Origin of the sequence: Dactylosporangium aurantiacum (assembly GCF_000716715.1) — a bacterium.
In the GTDB taxonomy this organism is placed as follows: Bacteria; Actinomycetota; Actinomycetes; order Mycobacteriales; family Micromonosporaceae; genus Dactylosporangium; species Dactylosporangium aurantiacum.
The window spans coordinates 15,757-37,140 of record NZ_JNYJ01000064.1; the positions used below are offsets into that span (position 1 = coordinate 15,757).

The window sequence follows — 21,384 nt, forward strand, 5'->3', positions numbered from 1 at the left end:
GATGGCGAGCCGGCTGAGCAGCGACCGCCGGCGGCTGCCGGTGCCGCTGCCGAGTGACCCGCGGCAGGCCCGTGAGCTGGTCCGGGCCGAGCAGCGCCGCCGGCGTGAGCAGATCCGGCGGCGGCGCTACACGGTCGCCGGGGTGATGCTCGCCGCCTTCCTGATCGCCGCCGCCGGCCTCGGCCGGCAGCTGTGCTTCGCCGGCGACGGCGACGACGCGCCGGTGTCGGTCGCCGCGACCCGCGGGCCGGCGCCGATGCTGGAGCCGCCGAGCAGGCCCGCGAGCCAGCCGCCCGACGCCGGGCCGTCCAGCGCCGCCGGCACGTTCGCCTACGCCACCGCCGCCGGACCCGTCGCCGGCGGTGCCGGACCGGTGAAGAAGTACCGGGTCGCGGTGGAGAACGGCAGCGGCCAGGAGGCCGACGCGTTCGCCGCCGCGGTCGAGCGGGTGTTCGCCGACCCGCGCGGCTGGACCGCGACCGGCCAGGTGCGCCTGCAGCGGGTCGCCGGCCAGGGCACCGCCGACTTCACGGTCTTCCTGGCCACGCCGGTCACGTCGGAGCAGATCTGCGCCACCGCCGGGCTGCACACCGCCGGCTACAGCTCGTGCCGCCTCACCGGCAAGGTCGTCATCAACCTGGCCCGCTGGCTCACCGGGGTACCGGACTACGGCGCGCCCGTCGCGGAGTACCAGAGCTACGTCATCAACCACGAGGTCGGCCACGAGCTCGGCAACGGCCACGAGGCCTGCCCCGGGCCCGGCCGGCCGGCACCGGTCATGCAGCAGCAGACCTACGGGCTGAAGGGCTGCGTCGCCAACGCCTGGCCGTTCGTCGACGGGCAGCGGTACACCGGCGCCAAAGTGCCGTAGCTCACGTGGGTTTGCCCCTCCGGCGCGGCAGAATGAGAACCATGTCGTTGCCTCCACTGGTCGAGCCCGCCGCTGACCTCTCCATCGACGAGGTCCGCCGCTACTCCCGGCACCTGATCATCCCGGACGTGGGTGTCATCGGGCAGAAGCGCCTGAAGAACGCCCGGGTGCTGTGCGTCGGCGCCGGCGGCCTCGGCTCGCCGGCCCTGCTGTATCTCGCCGCCGCGGGTGTCGGCACGCTCGGCATCGTCGAGTTCGACACCGTCGACGAGTCCAACCTGCAGCGCCAGATCATCCACGGCCAGTCCGACATCGGCCGGCCCAAGGCGGAGTCGGCGCGCGACTCGGTCCGCGAGATCAACCCGTATGTCAACGTCGTGGTCCACAACGAGGCCCTCGACAACGACAACGTGATGGACATCTTCGCGCAGTACGACCTGATCGTGGACGGCACGGACAACTTCGCCACCCGGTACATGGTCAACGACGCGGCGGTGCTGCTCGGCAAGCCGTACATCTGGGGCTCGATCTACCGGTTCGACGGTCAGGCGTCGGTGTTCTGGGCCGAGCACGGCCCCTGCTACCGCTGCCTCTACCCGGAGCCGCCGCCGCCCGGCATGGTGCCCTCGTGCGCCGAGGGCGGCGTCCTGGGCGTGCTGTGCGCGTCGATCGGCGCGATCCAGGTGACCGAGGCGATCAAGCTCATCACCGGCATCGGCGACTCGCTGCTGGGCAGCCTCACCGTGTACGACGCGCTGGAGATGTCCTACCGCAAGATCAAGCTGCGCAAGGACCCGAACTGCGCGATCTGCGGCGAGAACCCGACGGTGACCGCCCTGATCGACTACGACGACTTCTGCGGCGCGGTCTCCGACGAGGCGCAGGCCGCGACGCTCGGCTCGACGATCACGGCGACCGAGCTCAAGGAGTGGCAGGACTCGGGCAAGCCGATCGAGCTGATCGACGTGCGCGAGCCGGCCGAGTGGGAGATCGTGCGGGTGCCCGGGGCGCGGCTGGTGCCGAAGGGCGAGATCCTCAACGGCAACGCCCTCGCCGACCTGCCGCAGGACCGCCAGATCGTCCTGTACTGCAAGAGCGGCGTGCGCTCGGCGGAGGCCCTGGCGGCGGTCAAGGCGGCCGGCTTCAAGGACGCGGTCCACGTGCAGGGCGGGGTCGTGTCCTGGGTGAAGACCGTCGATCCCTCACTGCCGGTGTACTAGGGACCTACGCGCGGACAGCGGACGGGCGGTAGCGTACGGCGCATGGTCGACCTTGATGCCGCGATCGGCTACATCGTCGCACACGGCGACGCCGTTGATCGCGCCCGTCTCGCCTGGCTGCGCACCGGCCAGTTCCCACCGGCAGACGTCCTGGACAAGGCGGAGATCGGCCAGTCGCCCGACGGCGGCTGGCCGGCGCTGTGGGGCGCCGACGTCGCCTCCGTCGATGCCACCTGCTTCCGGCTCGCGGAGCTCGACGACCTGGGCGCGATCAGCCGCCCGGCGGCCCGCCGGGCCCTCGCGTGGCTCGGCCGCAGCCAGCGGCCCGACGGCATGTGGGAAGAGGACGCGTCGCTCGCCGGGATCGCCCCGCCGTGGGCGCAGCCCGGCGACGACGAGGCGAAGCTCTACCTGACCACCAACGCCGCGTACTGGCTGGTCGTCGGCGGGCCCAACGACGGCGACGACCAGCACGCCACCCGGGTCGCCCGCGCCGCGGAGGCGTTCCGGGCGTCGCTGCGCCCCGACGGCAGCTGGCCGTCGTTCCTGGTCACCGGCTGGCTCGGCTGCGCCGTGCTGTATCACCTCGGCTGGTTCTACGAGTCGGCGCAGATCCAGGTCGCGCTCGCCGACCGGGTGCCGCAGATGACCGCCGCCGATACGGCGTCGCTGTACTCGGCGCTGCGGCGGGTCGGCATGTCACCCGACGACTGGCTGCTCACCGCGGCCCGCAAGCGCCTCAACGAGACGCAGCGCACCGACGGCGGCTGGGAGAGCGACGACGGCCCGCAGTTCAACGTGCACACCACCCTGACCGCGATCAGGGCGCTGCGCTAGCCGGCGATCGTGAACTCCCACGGTGCGGCGCCGTGGGCCTCGGTGACGATGCCGTACTGCTTGCCGGCCTCGTAGGAGTCGGTGCCCGCCCGGATCTGGATGATCACCCTGCCGCCGTCGGCGAGGGTGAGGTACCCGGCGTGGACCGCGGCCGAGCAGACCGACGACGCGGTGGTGTAGGGGCCGCTGCCCCAGACCTTGCCCGCCTTGCCGCCCTTCGGGCACTGGTACAGGACGAGCTTGCCCGCGTTGTCGTCGTACTCCTCGGCGGTGCTGCTCCAGTCGGTGTTGTCGTGTTCGGCGTCATACGGGGTACCCGGTTCCGGGCTGCCGCCGTCGCCGTTCTGGCCGTCGCCGTTCTGGCCGTCGGTGCTGCCGTCGGTGCTGCCGTCGGTCTGGCCCGACGTCTGGTCGCTCTTGCCGCCGCTGTCGTCGCCGAGCTTGGTGAGGCCGTACACGCCGAGGCCGACCACCAGCAGCAGGACGACCGCGACCGCGGCCAGGACCGGGGTGCGGCGGCGCCCACCGGAGGGCGGCGCGGGCGGCGTCGCGGGCGGCCGGGGCGCGGAGGGCGGGACAGCGGCGGCACCGTGCCCGGCGGACGACACCGAAGCGCGCCCCGGCGCGGCGGGCGGCGCGGACGTGGGGCCAGGCCCGGACGTGAAACCAGGCGCGGCCGGGGACATGGATCGGGCGGCCGGGGCGGCGGGTGGCACGGACGCCCGGCCCGGCGTCACCGGCGAGGCGGGCGGTGCGACGTAGCCGGCCGGCGCCGACGGCTGGCCGGACACCGGCGACGTGGAGAACCCCGGCGACACCGGGGCCGCGGGCGGCGGCGAACCGGGGACGGGCGCCGAGCCGGAGACCGGGTGCGGCGCCGGCGGGGCGGAGGTCGGGAAGCCCGGCCCGGAGACCGGCATGCTGGAGACCGGCATGCCGGAGACGGGGACGCTGGAGACCGGCGCGTCCGGCACCGGCGGGCTGTGCATGCCGGTGCCCCGCACCCCGCCCGGGCCCGCGGCCGGCTGGGCGGCCGCGCCGAGGCTGCCCTGGGCCACCACCAGCTCCGGCTGCTCGACCGCGGTCGGGGCGATGCCCAGGGCCTGGTGCAGCAGCGTCGCGACGAGCGGGATCCGGCTGCCGCCGCCGACCAGGAAGACGCCGGCGATCTCGGCTGGGGCCAGCCGGGCCGCGGCGACGGCCGCCCGGGTCGCGGTGACCGTCGCGCTGAGGATGGGGCGGGCCAGCTGCTCGAACTGGTCGCGGCCGAGGGGGATGTCCTCGTCGTACATCGGGATGTGGATCGTCGTCGCGGAGGCGCGCGACAGCATCTCCTTGGCGGCGCGGACGTCGTCCCAGAGCAGCCGGTTGGCGCGCCGTTCGGCGCTGGTCGTCGGGTGGACCAGGCGGCCCCAGGCGGCGGGGTCGCGCGGGGACTGGCCGGCGCCGATGTAGCCGACGATCGCCGCGTCGATGTCGAGGCCGCCGCTGGTGCTGAGCCCTTCCGCGGCGAGGACCTCGAACGTGCCGGTGCCGTGCCGCACGACGGAGGCGTCGAAGGTGCCGGCGCCCAGGTCGTACACGATGAAGGCGGAGCCGGGCCGGACGGCCGTGCCCTGCAGGGTGCGGAACACCTCGGCCGCCGCGACCGGCTCGGGCACGAGGGTGACGGTGCCGAGGCCGGCGCGTTCGGCGGCGGCGGTCAGCACGCCGCGCCGGGTGTGCGCCCACGCGGCCGGGCAGGTGATGGTGGTCTGGCCGATCGGTCCGCCCGCGACACGCTGCGCCTCGCCGTTGACCCGGGCGAGCACGGCGGCGATCACCTCGACGGTCGGGATCTCGCGGTCGCCGAGCAGGACGGTGGGCTCGTCGATGCGGCGCTTCGGGTTGGGCTCGAACCGCTCGGGGCTGACCCGGGCGGCGTGCACCGCGTCACGCCCGACGAGCAGGCCCGACTGGGGATCGGCGTAGACCGACGAGGGCAGGGTCGGCGAGCCGTCGAAGAGCAGCGGCCGCACGTGACCGTCGGGCCAGGCCAGCATGGCCACGGTGTTCGAGGTGCCGAAGTCGATGCCTAACCGGTAACCTCGCGAGTCCACGACGCCAATATACGGACCTCGCACCACCGCGAGATCCTCTCAACGGCGCGCCGCGCCTAGTCGACCAGCCGGAGCGCGACGGTCGGCGCGTCGAGCAGCACCGAGGCGGGCTCGGAGCCGACGATGGTCTGCAGGCGGTGATCGCCGACGATGAGCTCGACGCCGGTGTAGAGCTCGACGGAGTCCCATCCGCTCAGCTGGTACGACTTGCGGTAGATCCGCTCGGTCTCCTCCTTGATGTCCGGGGCCGAGCGTTTCCAGATGAGGGTGCCGTTCTCACTCGTGTCGGTGACGACGGGGCGACCGTCGCGGACCTCGAGCTTCACGTGCTCCTTGGCGATCCAGGCGGCCGCGGCCTCGTGCAGCCACTGACCGACGGCGATGTCGTCGGGGTCGGCGGGCTCGCGGCCGACGATCACGGGCCGGTCCTCGCCGACCACGAACCGCCGCCGGGCGAGGTCCTCGACGACCACGGACACGGCGAACGCGGCCGGCCGCGGCCCGACGTCCTTGACCGCCTCGCCGTGGCGGGGGCAGGCGGGGACGCCGGCGCGCATGCGCGGGACGGGCTGGCCGATCCGGCGGAACCGGCCGAACGCGGGGCAGTCGGGCTCCTTGCAGCGCCACTCGCGGGCCATCAGGGCCGCGCCGACGCCGCTGGGCTCGGCGCGGGTGAACCGCCGGCGCATGACCCGGGTCCGGCCGGCCCGCTGCGAGCCGCGCGCGGTGAACGACTGCACGCCGTCGGGGCGGCCGCCCTGTTGGGTGGCGGCCGGCCGCTGGGCCGCGCCGGCGGGGCGCGGGGACGGCTTGGCGGGCGCCGGAGCGTCCTGCTGCTCCGTCGCGGCCGAAATATCAGAGATATCGGATACGTCGGTCCCGGACGGGGTGTCCGCGGGCGGCACCGCGTCGCCGGACGGGGCGTCGGTCGTGGCGACGGCGGCGGATTCGGCGTCCGCGGCGGTCTCGGGCCCGTCCGCGGGGCTCTCGTCCGCGGGCTCCAGCGGGATGATCGGCAGGGTCGCGGTGCCCTTCACGACCAGGCGTTCCTTGCCGTCCTTCGGGGGCGGCGGCTCGCCGCCCGGGGTGAGCACGGCGCCGCCGGCCCGCGGGGTGAGGCGCAGGACCCGCTCCGGGCTGTCCACCAGCCACGGGAAGCGGGCGGCGAACTGCGGCTGGTCGCGCACCACGATCAGCGGCAGGCCGGTGAAGTCGGCGATCTCGACGGGGCGGTCCGCGACGACCGGGGTGACCTCGATGAGCCCGTCGTCGGCCCAGCGGCCGAGCACCATGCGCTCCTTCGAGGTGAGCGCCGCCTCCGACAGGGCCTCCCGGCCGACCACTGGATACAGCATGGCGCCGGCGTCGATGAGGTACCGGCTGAGCGCGTCCACGACCATGCCGAGGCGCAGCAGGTTGATCGGGCGGCCCCCGTCGAGGGCGACGAACCGCGCGACGTCGGCGAGGTCGACGACCGCCTGGGCGAGCGTGACGTCCGTGGTCAGCCGTTGCTCGATGGTGTCCATGACCCGGCTGACTTCGAAGCGCACGGCCCCTCCCCATCCCTCGACCTGGACACCTTAGGGCATCACCGAGATCAGACTTGTGTACCAGTCGGGAAGGTTGCACGCCATAAGCAACGAAAAGGTTCAGCCGCGACTTTTACTTCCTCTTACCGGGGCCCTTGCCCTTCTTCGCGCCACCGGGCTTCTCGGCCGGGGGCGGTGCGACACCTGGCTTCTTGACACCGGCGGCGGTCTGGGCGCCCGGGTTGGCGGCGGGGATCACGGTGGGGTCCGCGGCGGGGGTGGTCAGGTCCGTGGTCGGCGTCGACGGGTCGGTCGCCGGGTCCGACGCCTGCGGGGTGGTGACGTCCACCGGGGTGGTCGCGGGGGTCCAGGCGGCGACCGGTTCGCGGTCCTGGGCGGCGGCGCCGGCGGCACCCGCGCCGAGGATCAGCGCGGTCGCCGCGGCGACGGTGATCCGCCGCTTGACGGGCCCGGCGAGGGTGAGGTCCCGCAGCCGCCGGACCGGGGCCAGGTGGCGGGCCGCGGCCAGCCGGGCGGTCGCCGGGTGGTCGCCGGTCAGCAGCCGGCGCGCCGGGAAGGTCAGCCGCCGGGTGGGCGGCATGACGGCGAACAGCGTGGCCAGGTCGGCGGCGTCGGGCCGGTTCGCCGGCGCCTTGGCCAGGCAGCGGCGGGCGGTGCCGGCCACCCCGGCGGGCAGGTCCAGGGTGGCGGGCAGCGGCGCCGGCGGCAGCTTGCGGTGCGCGTGCAGCATCTCCTCGGTGGTGGTGACCGGCCACGGCAGCGCGCCGGTGAGCATCCGGTGCAGCACGACCCCGAGGGCGTAGATGTCGGTGGCGGCCGAGGGCGCGACACCGCGCAGGCGCTCCGGGGCGACGTACGCCGGGGTGCCGAGCAGCTGGTCGGTGTCGTCGCCGGCGACGGCGGAGATGCCGAAGTCGACGAGCTTCGCCCCGCCGGCGGTGAGCATGACGTTGGCGGGTTTGACGTCGTGGTGGACCAGGCCGCGGGCGTGCACGGCGGCGAGGGCGGAGGCGAGCTGCGCCGCGATCCGCAGCGACTCGGTGACCGGCAGGGGCCCACCGACGCGCAGCAGCCGGTCCTCCAGCGACTCGCCCTCCACCAGTTCCATGACGACAAAGGGGGCGCCGTCGGCGGTGTGGCCGAAGTCGTGCACGGCGGCGATGTGGGGATGGCTGAGCAGCGCGGCGGCGCGGGCCTCAGCCTGGATACGGCGCCGGGACGCGGGGTCCGCGGCGGCCGTGAGCTGCTTGACGGCGACGGGGCGCCCGAGCACCTCGTCGTGGGCTCGCCAGACGACGGACATGCCGCCGACGCCGAGGGGTTCGATCAGCCGGTAACGCTCCACGTCATACAGATGCCCCAATGAGCGGAAACGACACGCGTTGATCGGCGACGGTTTCGGCGCCGAGGGTGCGCAGCAGCGACAGGACCGGCTCGATCTTCTCGTACAGCAGCAGCACCACGTCGCCCGGGCGGGCCATGGCGAGGGCGGCGGGCACGGCCTCGTCGACGGTGCGCACGACGGCGCAGGTCACCGCCGGGCAGGTGGCGGTCAGCTCCTCGTGCAGCAGCGCCGGGACCTCGCCGGGTGAGCGGCCGCGCAGGTCGCTGTCCTCGTAGAGCACGACGCGGTCGAAGCGGGCGCCGATCTCGCGGGCCGACTCGCGCAGCAGGTCGTCGCGGCGGTCGCCGGGCAGGGTGACGGCGGCGACGGTGCGGGCCGCGCCCCACAGGCGGTCGACGAGGTCGCCGACGGCGCCGATGGCGGCGGGGTTGTGCGCGTAGTCGACGAGGATGTCGGTGCCGCCGAGGCGCAGCAGCATGCCGCGGCCGGGGTTGTCGGCGAACGTGCGGAGGCGTTCGGCCACGCGCGCGGTGGCGACGCCGAGGACGCGGGCGGCGGCGGTCGCGGCGAGGGCGTTGGCGACGAGGTGGCGGGCCGCGCCGCCGAAGCCGCCGCCGAGCTCGCGCACGGCGAGCAGCGGGATCCAGCGGCGGTCGGCGAGCTCGACGAGCCAGCCGTCGGCGAGCAGGTACGCCCGGCCGCCGGTGTCCCAGTGCCGCCGGATGAGCGGGTTGCGCGGGTCGAGGCTGCACCAGATGATCTCGCGCTTGGCGAACCGGCCGGCGGAGTGGGTGGCGAGGGTGCGGCTGCGTTCGTCGTCGGCGTTGAGCACCACGGCGCCGCCCTCGCGGACGCGCTCGCCGACGAGGGCCTTGAGCTCGACGAGGTCCTCGACGCTGTCGATGCCGTCCTGGCCGAGGTGGTCACCGGTCAGGTTGGTGATGATGCCGACGTCGCTCCAGTCGTAGCCGAGGCCCTGGCGGAGCAGGCCGCCGCGGGCGGTCTCGAGCACGGCGGCGTCGACGGTGGGGTCGCTGAGCACGACGCGGGCGGAGCGTGGCCCGGTGGCGTCGGCGCGCTGGACGAGCCGGCCGCCGATGGTGATGCCGTCGGTGGTGGTGACGCCGACGCGCAGGCCGGCGCCGTCGAGCAGGTGCGCGGTGAGGCGGGCGACGGTGGTCTTGCCGTTGGTGCCGGTGATCGCGACGATCGGGATCCGCGCCGGGGTACCGGCCGGGTAGAGCGCCTCCACGACGGCGGCGCCGACGTCGCGGGCGGTGCCGTCGCTGGGGTCGAGGTGCATGCGCAGCCCGGGTGCGGCGTTGACCTCGATGACGCCGCCGCCGGCGAGGATCCCGGACGGCGGCAGCGGCTCGGCGATCGACGGCAGGCGCAGGTCGAGCCCGGCGATGTCGAGGCCGACGATCGCGGCGACCCGGCGGCACAGGTCGGCGACGGAGGGGTGCACGAGATCGGTGACGTCGACGCTGGTGCCGCCGGTGGACAGGTTCGCGTTGTCGCGCAGCCGCACGACCTGCCCCTCGGCGGGGACGGCGCCGGCGTCGAGGCCCTGGCGGTGCAGCAGGGTGAGCGCGACGTCGTCGACGGTGAGCCTGGTCAGCGGCCGGGCGTGGCCGTCGCCGCGGCGCGGGTCCTCGTTGGCGCGGGCGATCAGGCCGGCCACGTCGGTGGCGCCGTCGCCGACGACGTGCGCGGCGACCCGCTCGGCCGCGGCGACGACCTGACCGCCGACGGTCAGCACCCGGTAGTCGCGGCCGCTCAGCTCGCGCTCGACCACGGCGTCGTCGCCGCCGGCGGTGGCGGCCTCGAACGCGGCGCGCAGCGCGTCGGGTGAGTCGACGCCGAGGAACACGTGCGTGCCCTGGCGCCCCTGCCGGGGTTTGACCACGACCGGCGGGCCGAGCTCGGCGAAGAGGTCCAGGGCCTCGGCGAGGGTGCTCGCGGCGCCGCCGCCGGGGACGGGGACGCCGGCCTCGTCGAGCAGGCGCCGGGTGAGCTCCTTGTCCGAGGCGATGTCGACGCCGATGGCGGAGGTCTGGTCGGTGAGCGCGGCCCACACCAGCCGCCGGTGCCGGCCGTAGCCGAGGCGCAGCAGGCTCAGCTCACCGACCCGCTCGACCGGGATGCCGCGCTCGCGGGCGGCGGCGGCGATGGCGGCGGTGCTCGGCCCGCTCTTCTGGCGCTCGTACGTGCGGGCGATGGCCGCCAGTTCGTCCTCGACGGCGACCGGCTCGCCGTGCAGCGCCGCCAGGACTCCCGTGATCGCCAGCGCCAGGAGGCGTTCGGCGACCCGGGAGTCGGGCGGCTCGTCGAGCGGGCACTCGGTGATGACGTCGTACTCGCCGGGCACGCCGGTGCCCTCGGTGCGGCCGAAGTTGACGTGCCGGCCGATGCGCTGCGACAGCTCGATCGCGACGTGTTCCGCGGTGTGCCCGAAATAAGTGCCGCCGACGAGCCGCCGGACGAAGCCGCCGGGTTCGCCGAAGGCGCAGTGGTGTTCGGCGAGGCCGGGGAACGCGGTCAGGAGCCGCTCGGTGAAGCCGGGATAGTCGCTGCTCTCGCGGTCGGTCAGCCCGTCGAGCAGGACCCGGCTGACCTGGACCGGGCGCGCGAGGTACCGGTTCGGCCCGCGCAGCCGGCGGCTGCTGTCAATCCGCATGATCTCGTTCCGATCTTCTGATGGCCGCCCGCTCGGCGAGGTTGAAGCGCCAACCCGCCGGAAGCACGTGCAGCTGGGCGCCGCACAGGGCGATCGGCCCGCCCTCGTCGGAGTAGGGCGCGCTGATCGTGGTGGCCTGCCCGGCGTCGATGACCGTGACCGCGCCGGCGCCGAGCACCTCGAACACGTCGCCGTCGACCAGGATGGCGGTGTTCTCGTCGATGCCCAGGCCGAGCTCGTGCGGGAACATCGCGACGGCGCTGAGCAGGCGGTTGAGCCGCCCGCGCTGGGCGAAGTGCATGTCGATGAGCACGCCGGGCAGGAACTCCATGCCGGGACCCGTGCGGACGCTGCCGGTGGTGACCGACGCGTTGGTCCCGCCGATGATCATCGTGCTGGACATCATGGCGGCGCCGGCGCTGGTACCGGCGAGGATCAGGCCGTCCGCGAGCCGGACGTGCAGCGCCGAGTCGACCTTGGAGCCGCCGACGACGGTGGCGATGCGCAGCTGGTCGCCGCCGGTGAAGAAGACGCCGGTGGCGTGATCGATCGCGGCGACGGCCCGGGCGCTGTTGCTGTCCTCGCGGTCGTCGAGCCGCAACGGGGTGACGTGTTCGGCGCCGAGGCGGTGGAAGACCTCGGCGTACTCCTTCTCCCGCAGCTCGGGGCTCTCGCTGGCGGTCGCGATCACCACGAGGTGCGCCTTGGCGCCGCCGGCGAGCAGCACGAACCGTTCAAGAATGACGTCGTCGCCGGGGTCATGGCTCTCCGCACCACCGATGACGAGCAGCTTTCCCGGCATCCCACCTCCACACCCCCCTCATCTTGCGGTTCGCCGGCGGGCGGAGCGTTGCTTATTGACCAGGGTCTCCGTACAGTCAGTGCATCACCACCGTATGAAACGTTTTAATGAAACGTTTCACCATCTTGGACAGGAGCACCGCCATGCGCCTGAAGAGACGCCGCGCGGGCGCCACCGCGCTCGTGCTGCTCGCCACCCTGCTCGCCGCGCCGTCCACGCCGGCCGCCGCCGCCACCCCCGTGAGCCTCGCCGGGGCGCACTGGGTCTGGTACCCGGAGGGCAACCCGGCCAGCAGCGCCCCCGCCGCGTACCGCTACTTCCGCAGGACCTTCACCGTCGCCGCCGGCGCGGTCACCGAGGCGCAGCTGGTCGTCACCGGCGACGACACCGTCGACGTGTGGCTCAACGGCCGGCCCGTCGCCGCCTCCCCGCGGGTCGCGGACTCCTGGCACGACGCCGTCTACGTCGACCTGCAGTCCGCCCTGGTCAGCGGCACCAACACGCTCGCCGTCGCGGCCCGCAACACGACCACCGGCCCGGCCGGCCTGATCGGCAAGGTGCACGTCGTCACCGCCGGCGGCACCACCGACCTGGTCACCGACGGCAGCTGGAAGGCGTTCCAGACGGTGCCGTCCGGCTGGGAGCAGCCCGGGTTCGCCGACGGCGGCTGGCCCGGCGCCGCCGACCTCGGCGCGTACGGCGTCGGCCCGTGGAACTCCGACGTCGTCGCGCCCGACCCCGGCGCGCCGTCGCCGCTGAGCGTGGCGAGCGGCACCGTCGAGCACCGGGCCAACCCGCTGGGCGTCGACGCCGCACAGCCGCGCTTCGGCTGGAAGCTCGCCTCGACCGCCCTCCAGCAGCGGCAGGCCGCCTACGAGCTGTCCGTCGACGGCGTCTGGAACAGCGGCCGGGTCCCCTCCGGCCAGCAGGTCGACGTCGTCTACACCGGCCCGGCGCTGCAGTCGCTGCGCCGCTACACGTGGAAGGTACGGGTCTGGGACACCCAGGGCCGGGTCAGCGCGTGGAGCCCAACCTGGACGTTCGAGACCGGGCTGCGCGCCCCGGCAACCGAGTGGACCGGCGACTTCGTCGGGCAGGCCGCCACCGCCGCCGACCTGTCCGGCGCCACCTGGATCTGGTACCCCGAGGGTGACCCCGCCGCGGGCGTGCCGGCGGCGACCCGCTACTTCCGGCGCACCTTCACCCTCGCCTCCGTGCCGTCCGCGGCGGCCCTGGTCGTCACCGGCGACGACACCGCCGACGTGTGGGTCAACGGCGTCCAGGTCAGCACGTCGCCTCGGGTGTACCAGTCGTGGCAGCAGGCGACCGCGGTCGACATCCGCGGGCGGCTCGTCGCCGGTACCAACACCATCGCCATCGCCTCGGAGAACACCACCCAGTCCCCGGCCGGCACGATCGCGAAGCTGACCGGCGTCGGGCTGGTCACCGACGCGTCCTGGAAGTCCTCCACCACGGCGCCCGCCGGCTGGAACCAGGGCGGGTTCAACGACTCGGCCTGGCCCGCGGCCCGCGCGGTCGCCACCTACGGCAGCGGCCCCTGGGGCGCCAACGTCTCCGTCGCCCGGCCCGCGCCGCTGCTGCGCAAGGGCTTCACGGTGAGCAAGCCGGTCGCCTCCGCGCGCCTGCTCACCACCGCGCTCGGCCTGCACGAGACCCGGCTCAACGGCGCCCGCGTCGGCACCGACGTCCTCGCCCCCGGCTGGACCGACTACACCAAGCGCGTGCAGTACAAGGTGTACGACGTCACCGGCCAGATCCGCCAGGGTGCCAACGCGCTGGGCGCCTGGCTGGGCAACGGCTGGTACTCCGGCAGCCTCGGCTTCGCCGGCAGCCAGAAGTACGGCACGCAGCCGTGGTACTCCGCGCAGCTGGTGCTGGTGTACACGGACGGCACCACGTCGACGGTCCGCACCGACAACACCTGGAAGGTCACCGGCGGCCCGATCCGCGCCGACGACCTCTACCACGGCGAGACGTACGACGCCCGCCTGGCCATCGCCAACTGGGACAACCCGGGCTTCGACGACAGCTCGTGGGCCACTGCTTTTGTCAAGACTGGCGCCAAGCCGAACCTCGTCTCGCAGGTCGACAACGGGGTGAGCGTGCAGCAGCAGTTCCGTCCCGTCGCCGTCACCCAGCCCTCGCCCGGCGTCTGGATCTTCGACATGGGCCAGAACTTCACCGGCTGGAACCGGATCTCGGTCACCGGCCCGGCCGGCACCACCGTCCAGATCCGCCACGCCGAGGTCCTCACCGGCGGCCAGCTCTACACCACCAACCTGCGCGCCGCCCAGGCCACGGACCGCTTCACCCTCGCCGGCACCGGCGCCGCCGAGGTCTACGAGCCGCGCTTCACCGTGCACGGGTACCGCTACGTCGAGCTGACCGGCCTGCCGGCCGGCTTCACCCCGACCGCGGACACCGTCACCGGCCGCGCCGCGTGGACCTCCGGCGCCCAGCTCGGCACCCTCACCACCTCCAACGCCCTGGTCAACCAGCTGCAGCACAACATCGTGTGGGGCGAGCGCTCCAACATGCTGTCCATCCCCACCGACTGCCCGCAGCGCGACGAGCGCCTCGGCTGGACCGGCGACATCGCGATCTTCGCCGGTACCTCCACCTTCAACGTCGACGTCCAGGGCTTCCTCGACAAGTTCGCCGACGACCTGGTCGACGCCCAGCGCGCCGACGGCGCCTTCACCGACGTCGCCCCCGCCGTCTGCTGCGGCGCCGGCACCGCCGGCTGGGGCGACGCCGGCGTCATCGTCCCGTACACCCTGTGGCAGCGCCACGGCGACCTGCGCGTCGTCGACGAGCACTTCGACGCCATGGCCCGCTGGGTCGACTACCTGCGCGCCACCTCGGGCAGCGACCTGATCCGCAACCAGCCCACCTACGGCGACTGGCTCAACGTCAACGACAACACCGCGCAGGACGTCATCTCCACCGCGTTCTTCGCCTGGTCCGCCCGCCTGGTCTCGCGCATGGCGTTCGCCACCGGCCGCACCGCGCAGGGCAACTCCTACGGCACCCTCGCCGACCAGGTCGGCGCCGCGTTCACGTCCCGGTTCGTCGCCGCCGACGGCACCGTGGCCGGCAACACCCAGACCGGCTACGTCCTGGCCCTGGCCTTCGGCCTCGTCCCGCCGTCACGTACCGCCCAGCTGGCCGACAAGCTGGTCGCCAAGGTCGCCGCCAGCAACGGCCACCTGTCCGTCGGTTTCCTCGGCGTCGAGAACCTGCTGCCCGTCCTGGCCAACACCGGCCACGCCGACACCGCGTACCAGATCCTGCTGCAGCCCGGCTATCCCGGCTGGGGCTACATGAACAGCCGCGGCGCCACCACCATCTGGGAGCGCTGGGACGGCATCCGCACCGACGGCTCCTTCCAGGATCCCGGCATGAACTCCTTCAACCACTACGGCCTCGGCTCCGTCGGCGACTTCCTGTACCGCCAGGTCGGCGGCCTGGGCCCGGCGTCCCCCGGCTACGCGTCGCTGCTCGTCGCCCCACAACCCGGCGGCGGCCTGACCTCGGCGAAGTCCTCGTACGAGACCCCGTACGGCCTCGCCGTCAGCGACTGGTCCATCTCCGCGGGTGCCCTCACCCTGCGCGTCACGGTCCCGGCCGGCACCTCGGCCACGGTCAAGGTGCCGACGTCACAACCGTCCTCCATCCTGGCCCCCAGCCAGGCGGTCCCCTCAGGCCCGGCGACGTTCCTGCTGCCGGCGGGCTCGTACACGTTCACCGCTCCGCTCTGACGCTGCACCGCTCGGGTGACGGATCCGGCCGCGCCACCGGCCGGGTCCGCCACCCGCGGGCGTGCTGGACGCCGCGTGGTGGGTGCCGGCTCACGCCGCTCGAGCCTTTGGGACGAGCTTGGCCAGGATGCCGCGAATGCACCACGGCGACGGCAACGACAGCCGCGTCCACAGCACGGATCAGCTCGCCCGAAGCGCGCCCAACACGGAGGACGGACGCGCGGATCGCCCAGCGAGCCAACCGGTCTCCGGGCACCGGCCGACCCTCGCGCCAATGACCGACCGGGCGACGGACGGCGGGAACAGCGCTTGCGGTGGAAGTGCGCGATCTGGCGGAGGTGCGGTCGTTGCACGGCAGCAGCAGCACCTGGCCGCCGCGCACAGGGCGGCGCGGCGGACGCGCGACGACGGGCGAAAGGCCGGCGCGGAGGGCAGCGCAGGAAGGGCGGACGCCCGGATTGCCCGGCGAACCAGTCGGTCTCCGAGCACCAGTTGGACTCTCGCGGCAGCGACCGACCGCGGGTGGCAGCGGGGAACACTGCTCAAAGCAGGCACAGACCAGGTCGCCCGAATGCGGACCCACGCCGGGCGGTCGCGCCGAAGGCCGGCCGAGGGCGGACGGCGGGCACGCGAAGGCGGTGCAAGAGGTAAGCGCGGGCAGCCGACGGGGGAAACGCCGGCCCACGAAAGGCCCGTTGCGAAGGCGGGCGCTGAAGAACAGCGTGGCAGGCCAGCGCGAACAGGGCGCGCACGACGAGCGCCGGGGCCACCGGGAACAACACGCGCGAGGTCAGCACGAACGACGGGCCCGAGGTCAGCACGAACGACGGGCGCGCAGCGGACGGCCGCCGGGAAGCGTCCAGCCGGTCGGTCAGTCGGTCTGCGGTGGTCAGTCGGTTTCCGGGCGCTGCGGCAGCACCCTCGTCTCCTCCTCGACGGCGAGCAGCCTTGTCCGGTCCGGGTCCTCGTGATCGGCGGCCTCCGCGTCGGTGGAGGTCGCGCGGGCGGTATGGAGGGCGTCCGTGAGGGCGGCGTTGATCCGGGTGCCGCCGCGTTTGAAGCCGAGCTCCCGCCTGGCCTCCTCGATGACCTGCTCTTCGGTGCGCAGCAGGGTGTCGGACTCGATCCAGCGGATCAGGGCGACCAGCGCCTCCGCCCGGTACTCGGTGATCGGCCGGCCCGGGGTGACGTCGGGGCGGGGCAGGGAGCGGTCGGAGCCGGCGGCCGGGGGTGGCGGTGGGGGCAGGTGCAGCACGACGGTGGGGTCGTTGGTGCGGCGGGCGTCGGCGGCGGCGACCGCTTCGTCGTACGCGGCGCGGGTGCGGGCGGTCTCGGCGTCGGGGTCGGCGAACCAGTCGGTGGACCAGATGCGGTGGTAGCGCCAGCCGAGCCGCTCAAGTTGCTCCTGCCGCAGGCGGTCGCGGTCGCGGGCGGTGCTCGCGGCGTGGTACGTGGCACCGTCGGTCTCGATGGCGAGGATGAGCTCCTCGGGGTCGGACGGGTGGGCGCAGGCGAAGTCGATGAAGGCGCCGGCGACGCCGTAGCGGGCGGTGACGGGGATGCCGGCGGCGGTGAGGCGCGCGAGGACGTCGGCCTCGAAGGCGTCGGGCTGGGGGCGGTCGGTGGCGGCGCCGCCGAGGGAGGTGCCGCCGGACTCGGTGTATTCGAGGTACGCGCGCAGCAGGCGCACCCCCTCGGAGGTGCTGCGGGCGGGGTCCATGTCGGCGGCGGTGAACGAGCTGACCAGCGTCATGCGGCGGCGGGCGCGGGTGACGGCCACGTTGAGCCGCCGCTCGCCGCCGGGCAGCAGGAGCGGGCCGAAGCGGTACGGCAGCTGCCCGGCGGCGTTCTTGCCGTAGCCGATGGACAGGATGATCGCGTCGCGCTCGTCGCCCTGGACGCGTTCGAGGTTCTTGACGAAGAACGGCTCGGCGGCGGACTCGGCGAAGAACGGGTGCAGCTCCGGGCGGGCGGACAGCGCCTTGCGCAGGGCCAGGTCGACGCGGTCGGCGTGCACGATGCCCATGGTGATCACGCCGAGGGACTCGCTCGGGCGCAGCTGGGCGTGCTGCAGCGCGAGTTCGACGACCCGGTCGACCTCGGCGGTGACGCTGTCGGTGTCGGTGCCGGTGGGGTCGTGCGCGACGTGGACGTGCCGCACCGCGCCGGCGCCGGCGGTGCCGGGGAACGTGACGAGCGAGCGGTCGTAGATGTGGGCGTTGGAGAAGCCGATGAGCCGGTCGTCCTGGCTGCGGTAGTGCCAGCGCAGCAGGTACGCCGGCAGCAGCGCGGTCAGCACGTCCAGGATCGACTCGTAGCCGGAGGTGAGCGCCAGGTCGATCGAGCCGTCGGGGCGCACGCCGAGCGGGTCGGCGCCGCCGCCGTCCTCCGCGGCGGTGAAGAACGACGTGGGCGGGAGCTGGTGCTCGTCGCCGGCGACGACGACCTGCCGGGCCCGCAGCAGCGCCGGGACGGCGTCGGCCGGGGTGACCTGGCTGGCCTCGTCGAACACGACCACGTCGAACAGGCCGGCCTCGGCGGGCAGCAGCTGCGACACGATCAGCGGGCTCATCGCCCAGCAGGGGCGCAGCGCGGTCAGCATGTGCGGGGCGGTCGCGAACAGCTGCCGGATCGGCAGGTGCCGGCGTTTCAGGTTGGCCTGGTGCTCGACGAGGCGGCTCTCGTCGGGATACGCGTCGCGGGTGCGGGTGATGTGCTCGGCGACGGCGCGCAGGACGCGGCTGGCGGTCGCGTCGATGTGGGCGTGGTCGGCGGTGCGGAACTCCTCGACCGTGCGGGTGTGCAGCGGACCGTCGAACGCCCCGATGCGCGGGTCGGTGAAGTTGAGGTGCTGCAGGATCGAGGCGTGCCAGCAGGCGTCGAAGACGGCCGTGGCCAGGTCGGCGCCGGGGCGGCGGCCGGCGAGGTCGGCGACGAGCGGGTCGAGACCGAGGGCGCTGAGCGCGGCGCCGAGCTCGTTGAGCCGCGGGACCTTGCGCAGCGTGCGCTCGTCACCGGCGAGGCCCGACAGCAGCCCGGCCAGCCGGTCGAGGTCCATCCCGGCGAGGGCGAGGTGTGGCACGTACCGCTGCAGCTGCGTGACCTGCGTGTCCAGCTGCTCGAACGCGGCTCTGGCCCGGGGCAGCTCGGCCGGCAGGCGGGGTGGGCCGCCGTCGGCGGTGGCGCGGGACCACTGTGCCCGCTGGGCGAGCGCGGTCGTCAGCCCGGTGAACAGCTGCTGGCGGCTGGGGCTGCCCGGGCCGCGCCACAGCTGGGCGGCCTGCTTGCGCATGCGGCGGCGGGTGAACCAGCCCGCGTCGGTGCCCGGCTGGCCGGCGTGCTCGCGGCGCCACGCGGCGTCGGCGGCCGATGCGATGTGCGTGGCCAGGTCGACCCGGAACACGTCCTCGCGGAACTGGGTCAGGGTCGCGGCGACGCGATCGAGGAACGTGAACAGCTGCCGCCAGCCGGCCAGGTCGGTGGGCGGGCGCAGGCCGGTCTGGTCCTGGACGTGCCGCAGCGCGGGCCGGGCCGCGGGCAGGGTCCGCTCGGCGAGCCGCTCGACCAGCTCGAACGCGGCTTCAGCGTCGGCCGGTGTACGGACCGCCGCACCGACCCAGCCCGACTCCCGGGCGGTGATGGTGAACCCGCCCAGCGCGGCGAAGTCACGCAGCTGCTCCCGGACCCGGCGGGCGGTGCCGGCGTCCAGCGCGGCGAGGGTCTGCCCGCGCAGCCGCACCGCCGGCATCGGTCGCACGGTGCCGGACAGCGCGACGAGGGCGCTCTGTGACTGGTACGCGCTCACGCCCCACGGCTCGCGCACCTGGTGCAGCGCCTCGTCGTGCCCGTTGAGCTGGGCACGCTTCGTCACCAGGGTCTCGTGCAGGACGCTGAGGTCGGGCTGGGCGATCCTGGCGGCCGAGTCGAACGCGGCCTTGAGGTCGGCGGCGACCCGGCGCCGCGACGTGGTGCCGTCGTGGACGTCCATGACGAGGCTGCCGAGCCCGCGCCGGGCGAGCCGGTCGGTGACGGCGGTGATCGCGGCCCGCTTCTCCGCCACGAACAGCACCCGCTTGCCGCGGGCGACCAGCGACGCGATGAGGTTGGCGATGGTCTGGCTCTTGCCGGTGCCGGGCGGGCCCTTGATCACGCTGTGCTGGCCGGACAGGACGGCGTTGATCGCGTAGTTCTGCGACGAGTCGGCGTCGAGCACCAGGAACTCGTCGGCGGGCGCGACCAGGTCGGGGTCGTCGAGCTGGACCGCGCCGGTCGCGTGCAGCCGCCGCTGCGCCTCGCCGTCGCCGGCGATCGCGGCGATGATCTCGTGGCCTTCCAGGGCGGGCGCGGCGACCCGCAGGTCGTTGACCATCGGCAGCTTCGCGTAGGAGAACGTGCCGAGCACGCACCGCGGGCCGATCGTGAACCCGCGGACCCGTCCCGATGCCTCCTTGACGAGCCGCTCGTACAGCGGCTGCGGGTCGAACCCGGCGGTGTAGCTGATCAGCTCCTCCAGCTCGTCGGCGTCGACCTGGACGCCGAACTCCTCCTCGAGCAGCTGCAGCAGGGTCGGGTTGACCTCCGTGTCGCCGTGCACGCTGAGCTCGAAGTCGTCCTCGGCGGCGCCGCGGGCGCGCAACTGGGCGGAGCGCAGCAGGACCGGCGCCGCGGGCACGCCGCTGCCGGCGGGCGGCGTCCAGGTCGCGCTGCCGATGGCCACGAAGCAGGTCTCGATCCCGCGCTCCTCGGCCAGCTCGCGGGCCTTGTTGCGGATCGTGCGGGCCCGCTTGACCGCGGCGGCGTGCGTGAGCCCCGCCCCGTCACCCGGCTCGTCACCGCCGGCGGCCGCCCCGTCCCCGGACGACGCGGAAGCCTCCACAGACCCGGCCTCCACGGATCGGGCGTCCACAGACCCCGCGTCCACAGACCCAGCCTCCGCAAACCCGGCCTCCTCAGACCCGGCGTCCCTAGATCCGGCGTCCCTAGACCCGGCCTCCACAGACCCGGCCTCCACAGACCCGGCCTCCACAGACCCGGCCTCCACAGACCCCGCGGACGGATCCCCGGCCTGCTCGCCGGTCCCGCCGGCGGCCCGTGGCGGCACACTGGCCCGGCCGATCGCCGGCCGCCCCGAATCGACCAGCCGCGACGCGGTCGGATCACCCTCGACCACCCCGGACACCGGCGCACCCACCCCGGACACCGGCGCACCCGAGGACGGCGCACCCGAGGACGGCGCATCCGAGGACGGCGCACCCGACGGCACCGCATCCAGGTCCAGGACGGTGTCGTCGAGCGCGGGCGCCGGCGCCCCGGCGGCCGCGGACCGCTTGCCCGCGCGGGTGAACAGCTGGCTGAGCGACATCGTGCGCCCGCCCAGCAGCGCCGCGACCGCGACGGGGTCGGCGGCGGACAGGTCGAGCGTGCCGGAGCGCAGGTCCTTGTAATACAGCAGTGTGTTGCGTCCGCCCAGGTCGATGAGCTGCGAGCGCCACCGCCGGGCGGCCTCCTGCACGAGCTCGGCCCGCCTCTGACCATCCACGACGCGAGCGTAACGGCCAGGTACGACACTCTGCACTGATCAACTGAACGATGATCGATCGGCATCTTTACTGTTAACAAACCTTCGCGTAGTGTCCGCGTCTAGGGCGCCCTACATCCCCCATCTCGACCCGAGTCCGAGGCAGGTCTGCAATGAGACTGCGAATCGGGGTGATCGCGGCTGCCCTGGCAACGGTCGCGGCCACCGTCATCATCGCCGCGTCACCGGCGTCGGCCGCGTCCGCCACCGCGGCGTTCGTCCAAACCTCCACGTGGGGTTCCGGTTACGAGGCCAAGTACACGATCACCAACGGCACGAGCAGCACGATCAACGGCTGGACGGTCGCCTTCGACCTGCCCAGCGGCACCTCGATCAGCTCGTCGTGGGACGCCAACCGGACCGGCACCTCCGGTCACGTGAGCTTCGCCAGCACCTGGAACGGCACGATCGCCCCCGGCGGCACGGCCAGCTTCGGGTTCATCGCGACCGGCAGCGGCACCCCGACCAACTGCACGCTCAACGGCGCTTCGTGCGGGGGCGGCACGACCCCGACCACGCCAGCGGGGACCCCGGGTGTGCCGGGGAACTTCCGGGTGACCGCGACGACGAACACGAGCTTCTCCCTGGCGTGGAACGCTTCGACGGGTACGGTCACCGGC

11 protein-coding genes are annotated in these 21,384 nt (G+C 74.0%); 5 read left to right on the top strand and 6 right to left on the bottom strand.

Annotation, left to right across the window (positions count from 1 at the left end; translation table 11 throughout):
- The first annotated feature begins 1 nt into the window (after nt 1).
- From OP18_RS45320 to OP18_RS45330, 3 genes are read left to right on the top strand one after another with little or no spacing between them, the layout of a single operon-like run.
- Entirely contained in the window at nt 2-871 is an 870-nt protein-coding gene (locus OP18_RS45320) for a DUF3152 domain-containing protein (protein ID WP_063745762.1), read from the top strand.
- Nucleotides 872-912: 41 nt separating this feature from the next.
- A complete protein-coding gene (moeZ, locus tag OP18_RS45325) occupies nt 913-2,091 on the top strand; it encodes an adenylyltransferase/sulfurtransferase MoeZ (protein ID WP_033365826.1) in 1,179 nt (392 codons plus the stop codon).
- A 42-nt stretch (nt 2,092-2,133) separates the two neighbouring features.
- Entirely contained in the window at nt 2,134-2,928 is a 795-nt protein-coding gene (locus tag OP18_RS45330; protein WP_033365830.1) for a prenyltransferase/squalene oxidase repeat-containing protein, read from the top strand.
- On the opposite strand, the gene OP18_RS54045 is transcribed toward OP18_RS45330, so the two are convergent.
- The 5 genes from OP18_RS54045 to OP18_RS45360 form a co-directional block, all read right to left on the bottom strand.
- On the bottom strand, nt 2,925-5,027 hold the full coding sequence (locus OP18_RS54045; protein ID WP_052388319.1) for an Hsp70 family protein: 2,103 nt from the start codon (nt 5,025-5,027) through the stop codon (nt 2,925-2,927). The two genes, OP18_RS45330 and OP18_RS54045, sit on opposite strands and share 4 nt — an antisense overlap.
- 56 nt (nt 5,028-5,083) lie before the next feature.
- On the bottom strand, nt 5,084-6,577 hold the full coding sequence (locus OP18_RS54050) for a hypothetical protein (RefSeq protein WP_052388320.1): 1,494 nt from the start codon (nt 6,575-6,577) through the stop codon (nt 5,084-5,086).
- A 112-nt stretch (nt 6,578-6,689) separates the two neighbouring features.
- Nucleotides 6,690-7,922: a serine/threonine protein kinase gene (locus OP18_RS58245; protein ID WP_052388321.1), complete on the bottom strand. Its 1,233-nt coding sequence runs from the start codon at nt 7,920-7,922 to the stop codon at nt 6,690-6,692.
- Between the two features lies 1 nt (nt 7,923).
- Nucleotides 7,924-10,602 carry a cyanophycin synthetase gene (gene cphA / locus OP18_RS45355; protein ID WP_033365833.1) on the bottom strand — a complete coding sequence of 893 codons (2,679 nt, stop codon included), beginning with the start codon at nt 10,600-10,602 and terminating at the stop codon, nt 7,924-7,926.
- Nucleotides 10,592-11,404 (bottom strand): cyanophycinase, encoded by an 813-nt coding sequence (locus tag OP18_RS45360; protein ID WP_033365834.1) that lies wholly within the window; start codon nt 11,402-11,404, stop codon nt 10,592-10,594. Before OP18_RS45360 ends, cphA begins: the two co-directional genes overlap by 11 nt.
- Nucleotides 11,405-11,547: 143 nt before the next feature.
- On the opposite strand from OP18_RS45360, the gene OP18_RS45365 reads away from it, so the two are divergent.
- Nucleotides 11,548-15,186, top strand: coding sequence for a family 78 glycoside hydrolase catalytic domain (locus OP18_RS45365; RefSeq protein ID WP_033365836.1), 3,639 nt, complete (start codon nt 11,548-11,550; stop codon nt 15,184-15,186).
- An 889-nt stretch (nt 15,187-16,075) separates the two neighbouring features.
- On the opposite strand, the gene OP18_RS45370 is transcribed toward OP18_RS45365, so the two are convergent.
- Complete coding sequence (locus OP18_RS45370; protein WP_156090242.1) at nt 16,076-20,725, bottom strand: AAA domain-containing protein; 4,650 nt, start codon at nt 20,723-20,725, stop codon at nt 16,076-16,078.
- Between the two features lie 152 nt (nt 20,726-20,877).
- Between OP18_RS45370 and OP18_RS45375 the strand changes: the two genes are divergently transcribed.
- A partial coding sequence (locus tag OP18_RS45375; RefSeq protein WP_211273882.1) for a cellulose binding domain-containing protein occupies nt 20,878-21,384 on the top strand: 507 nt, incomplete at its 3' end.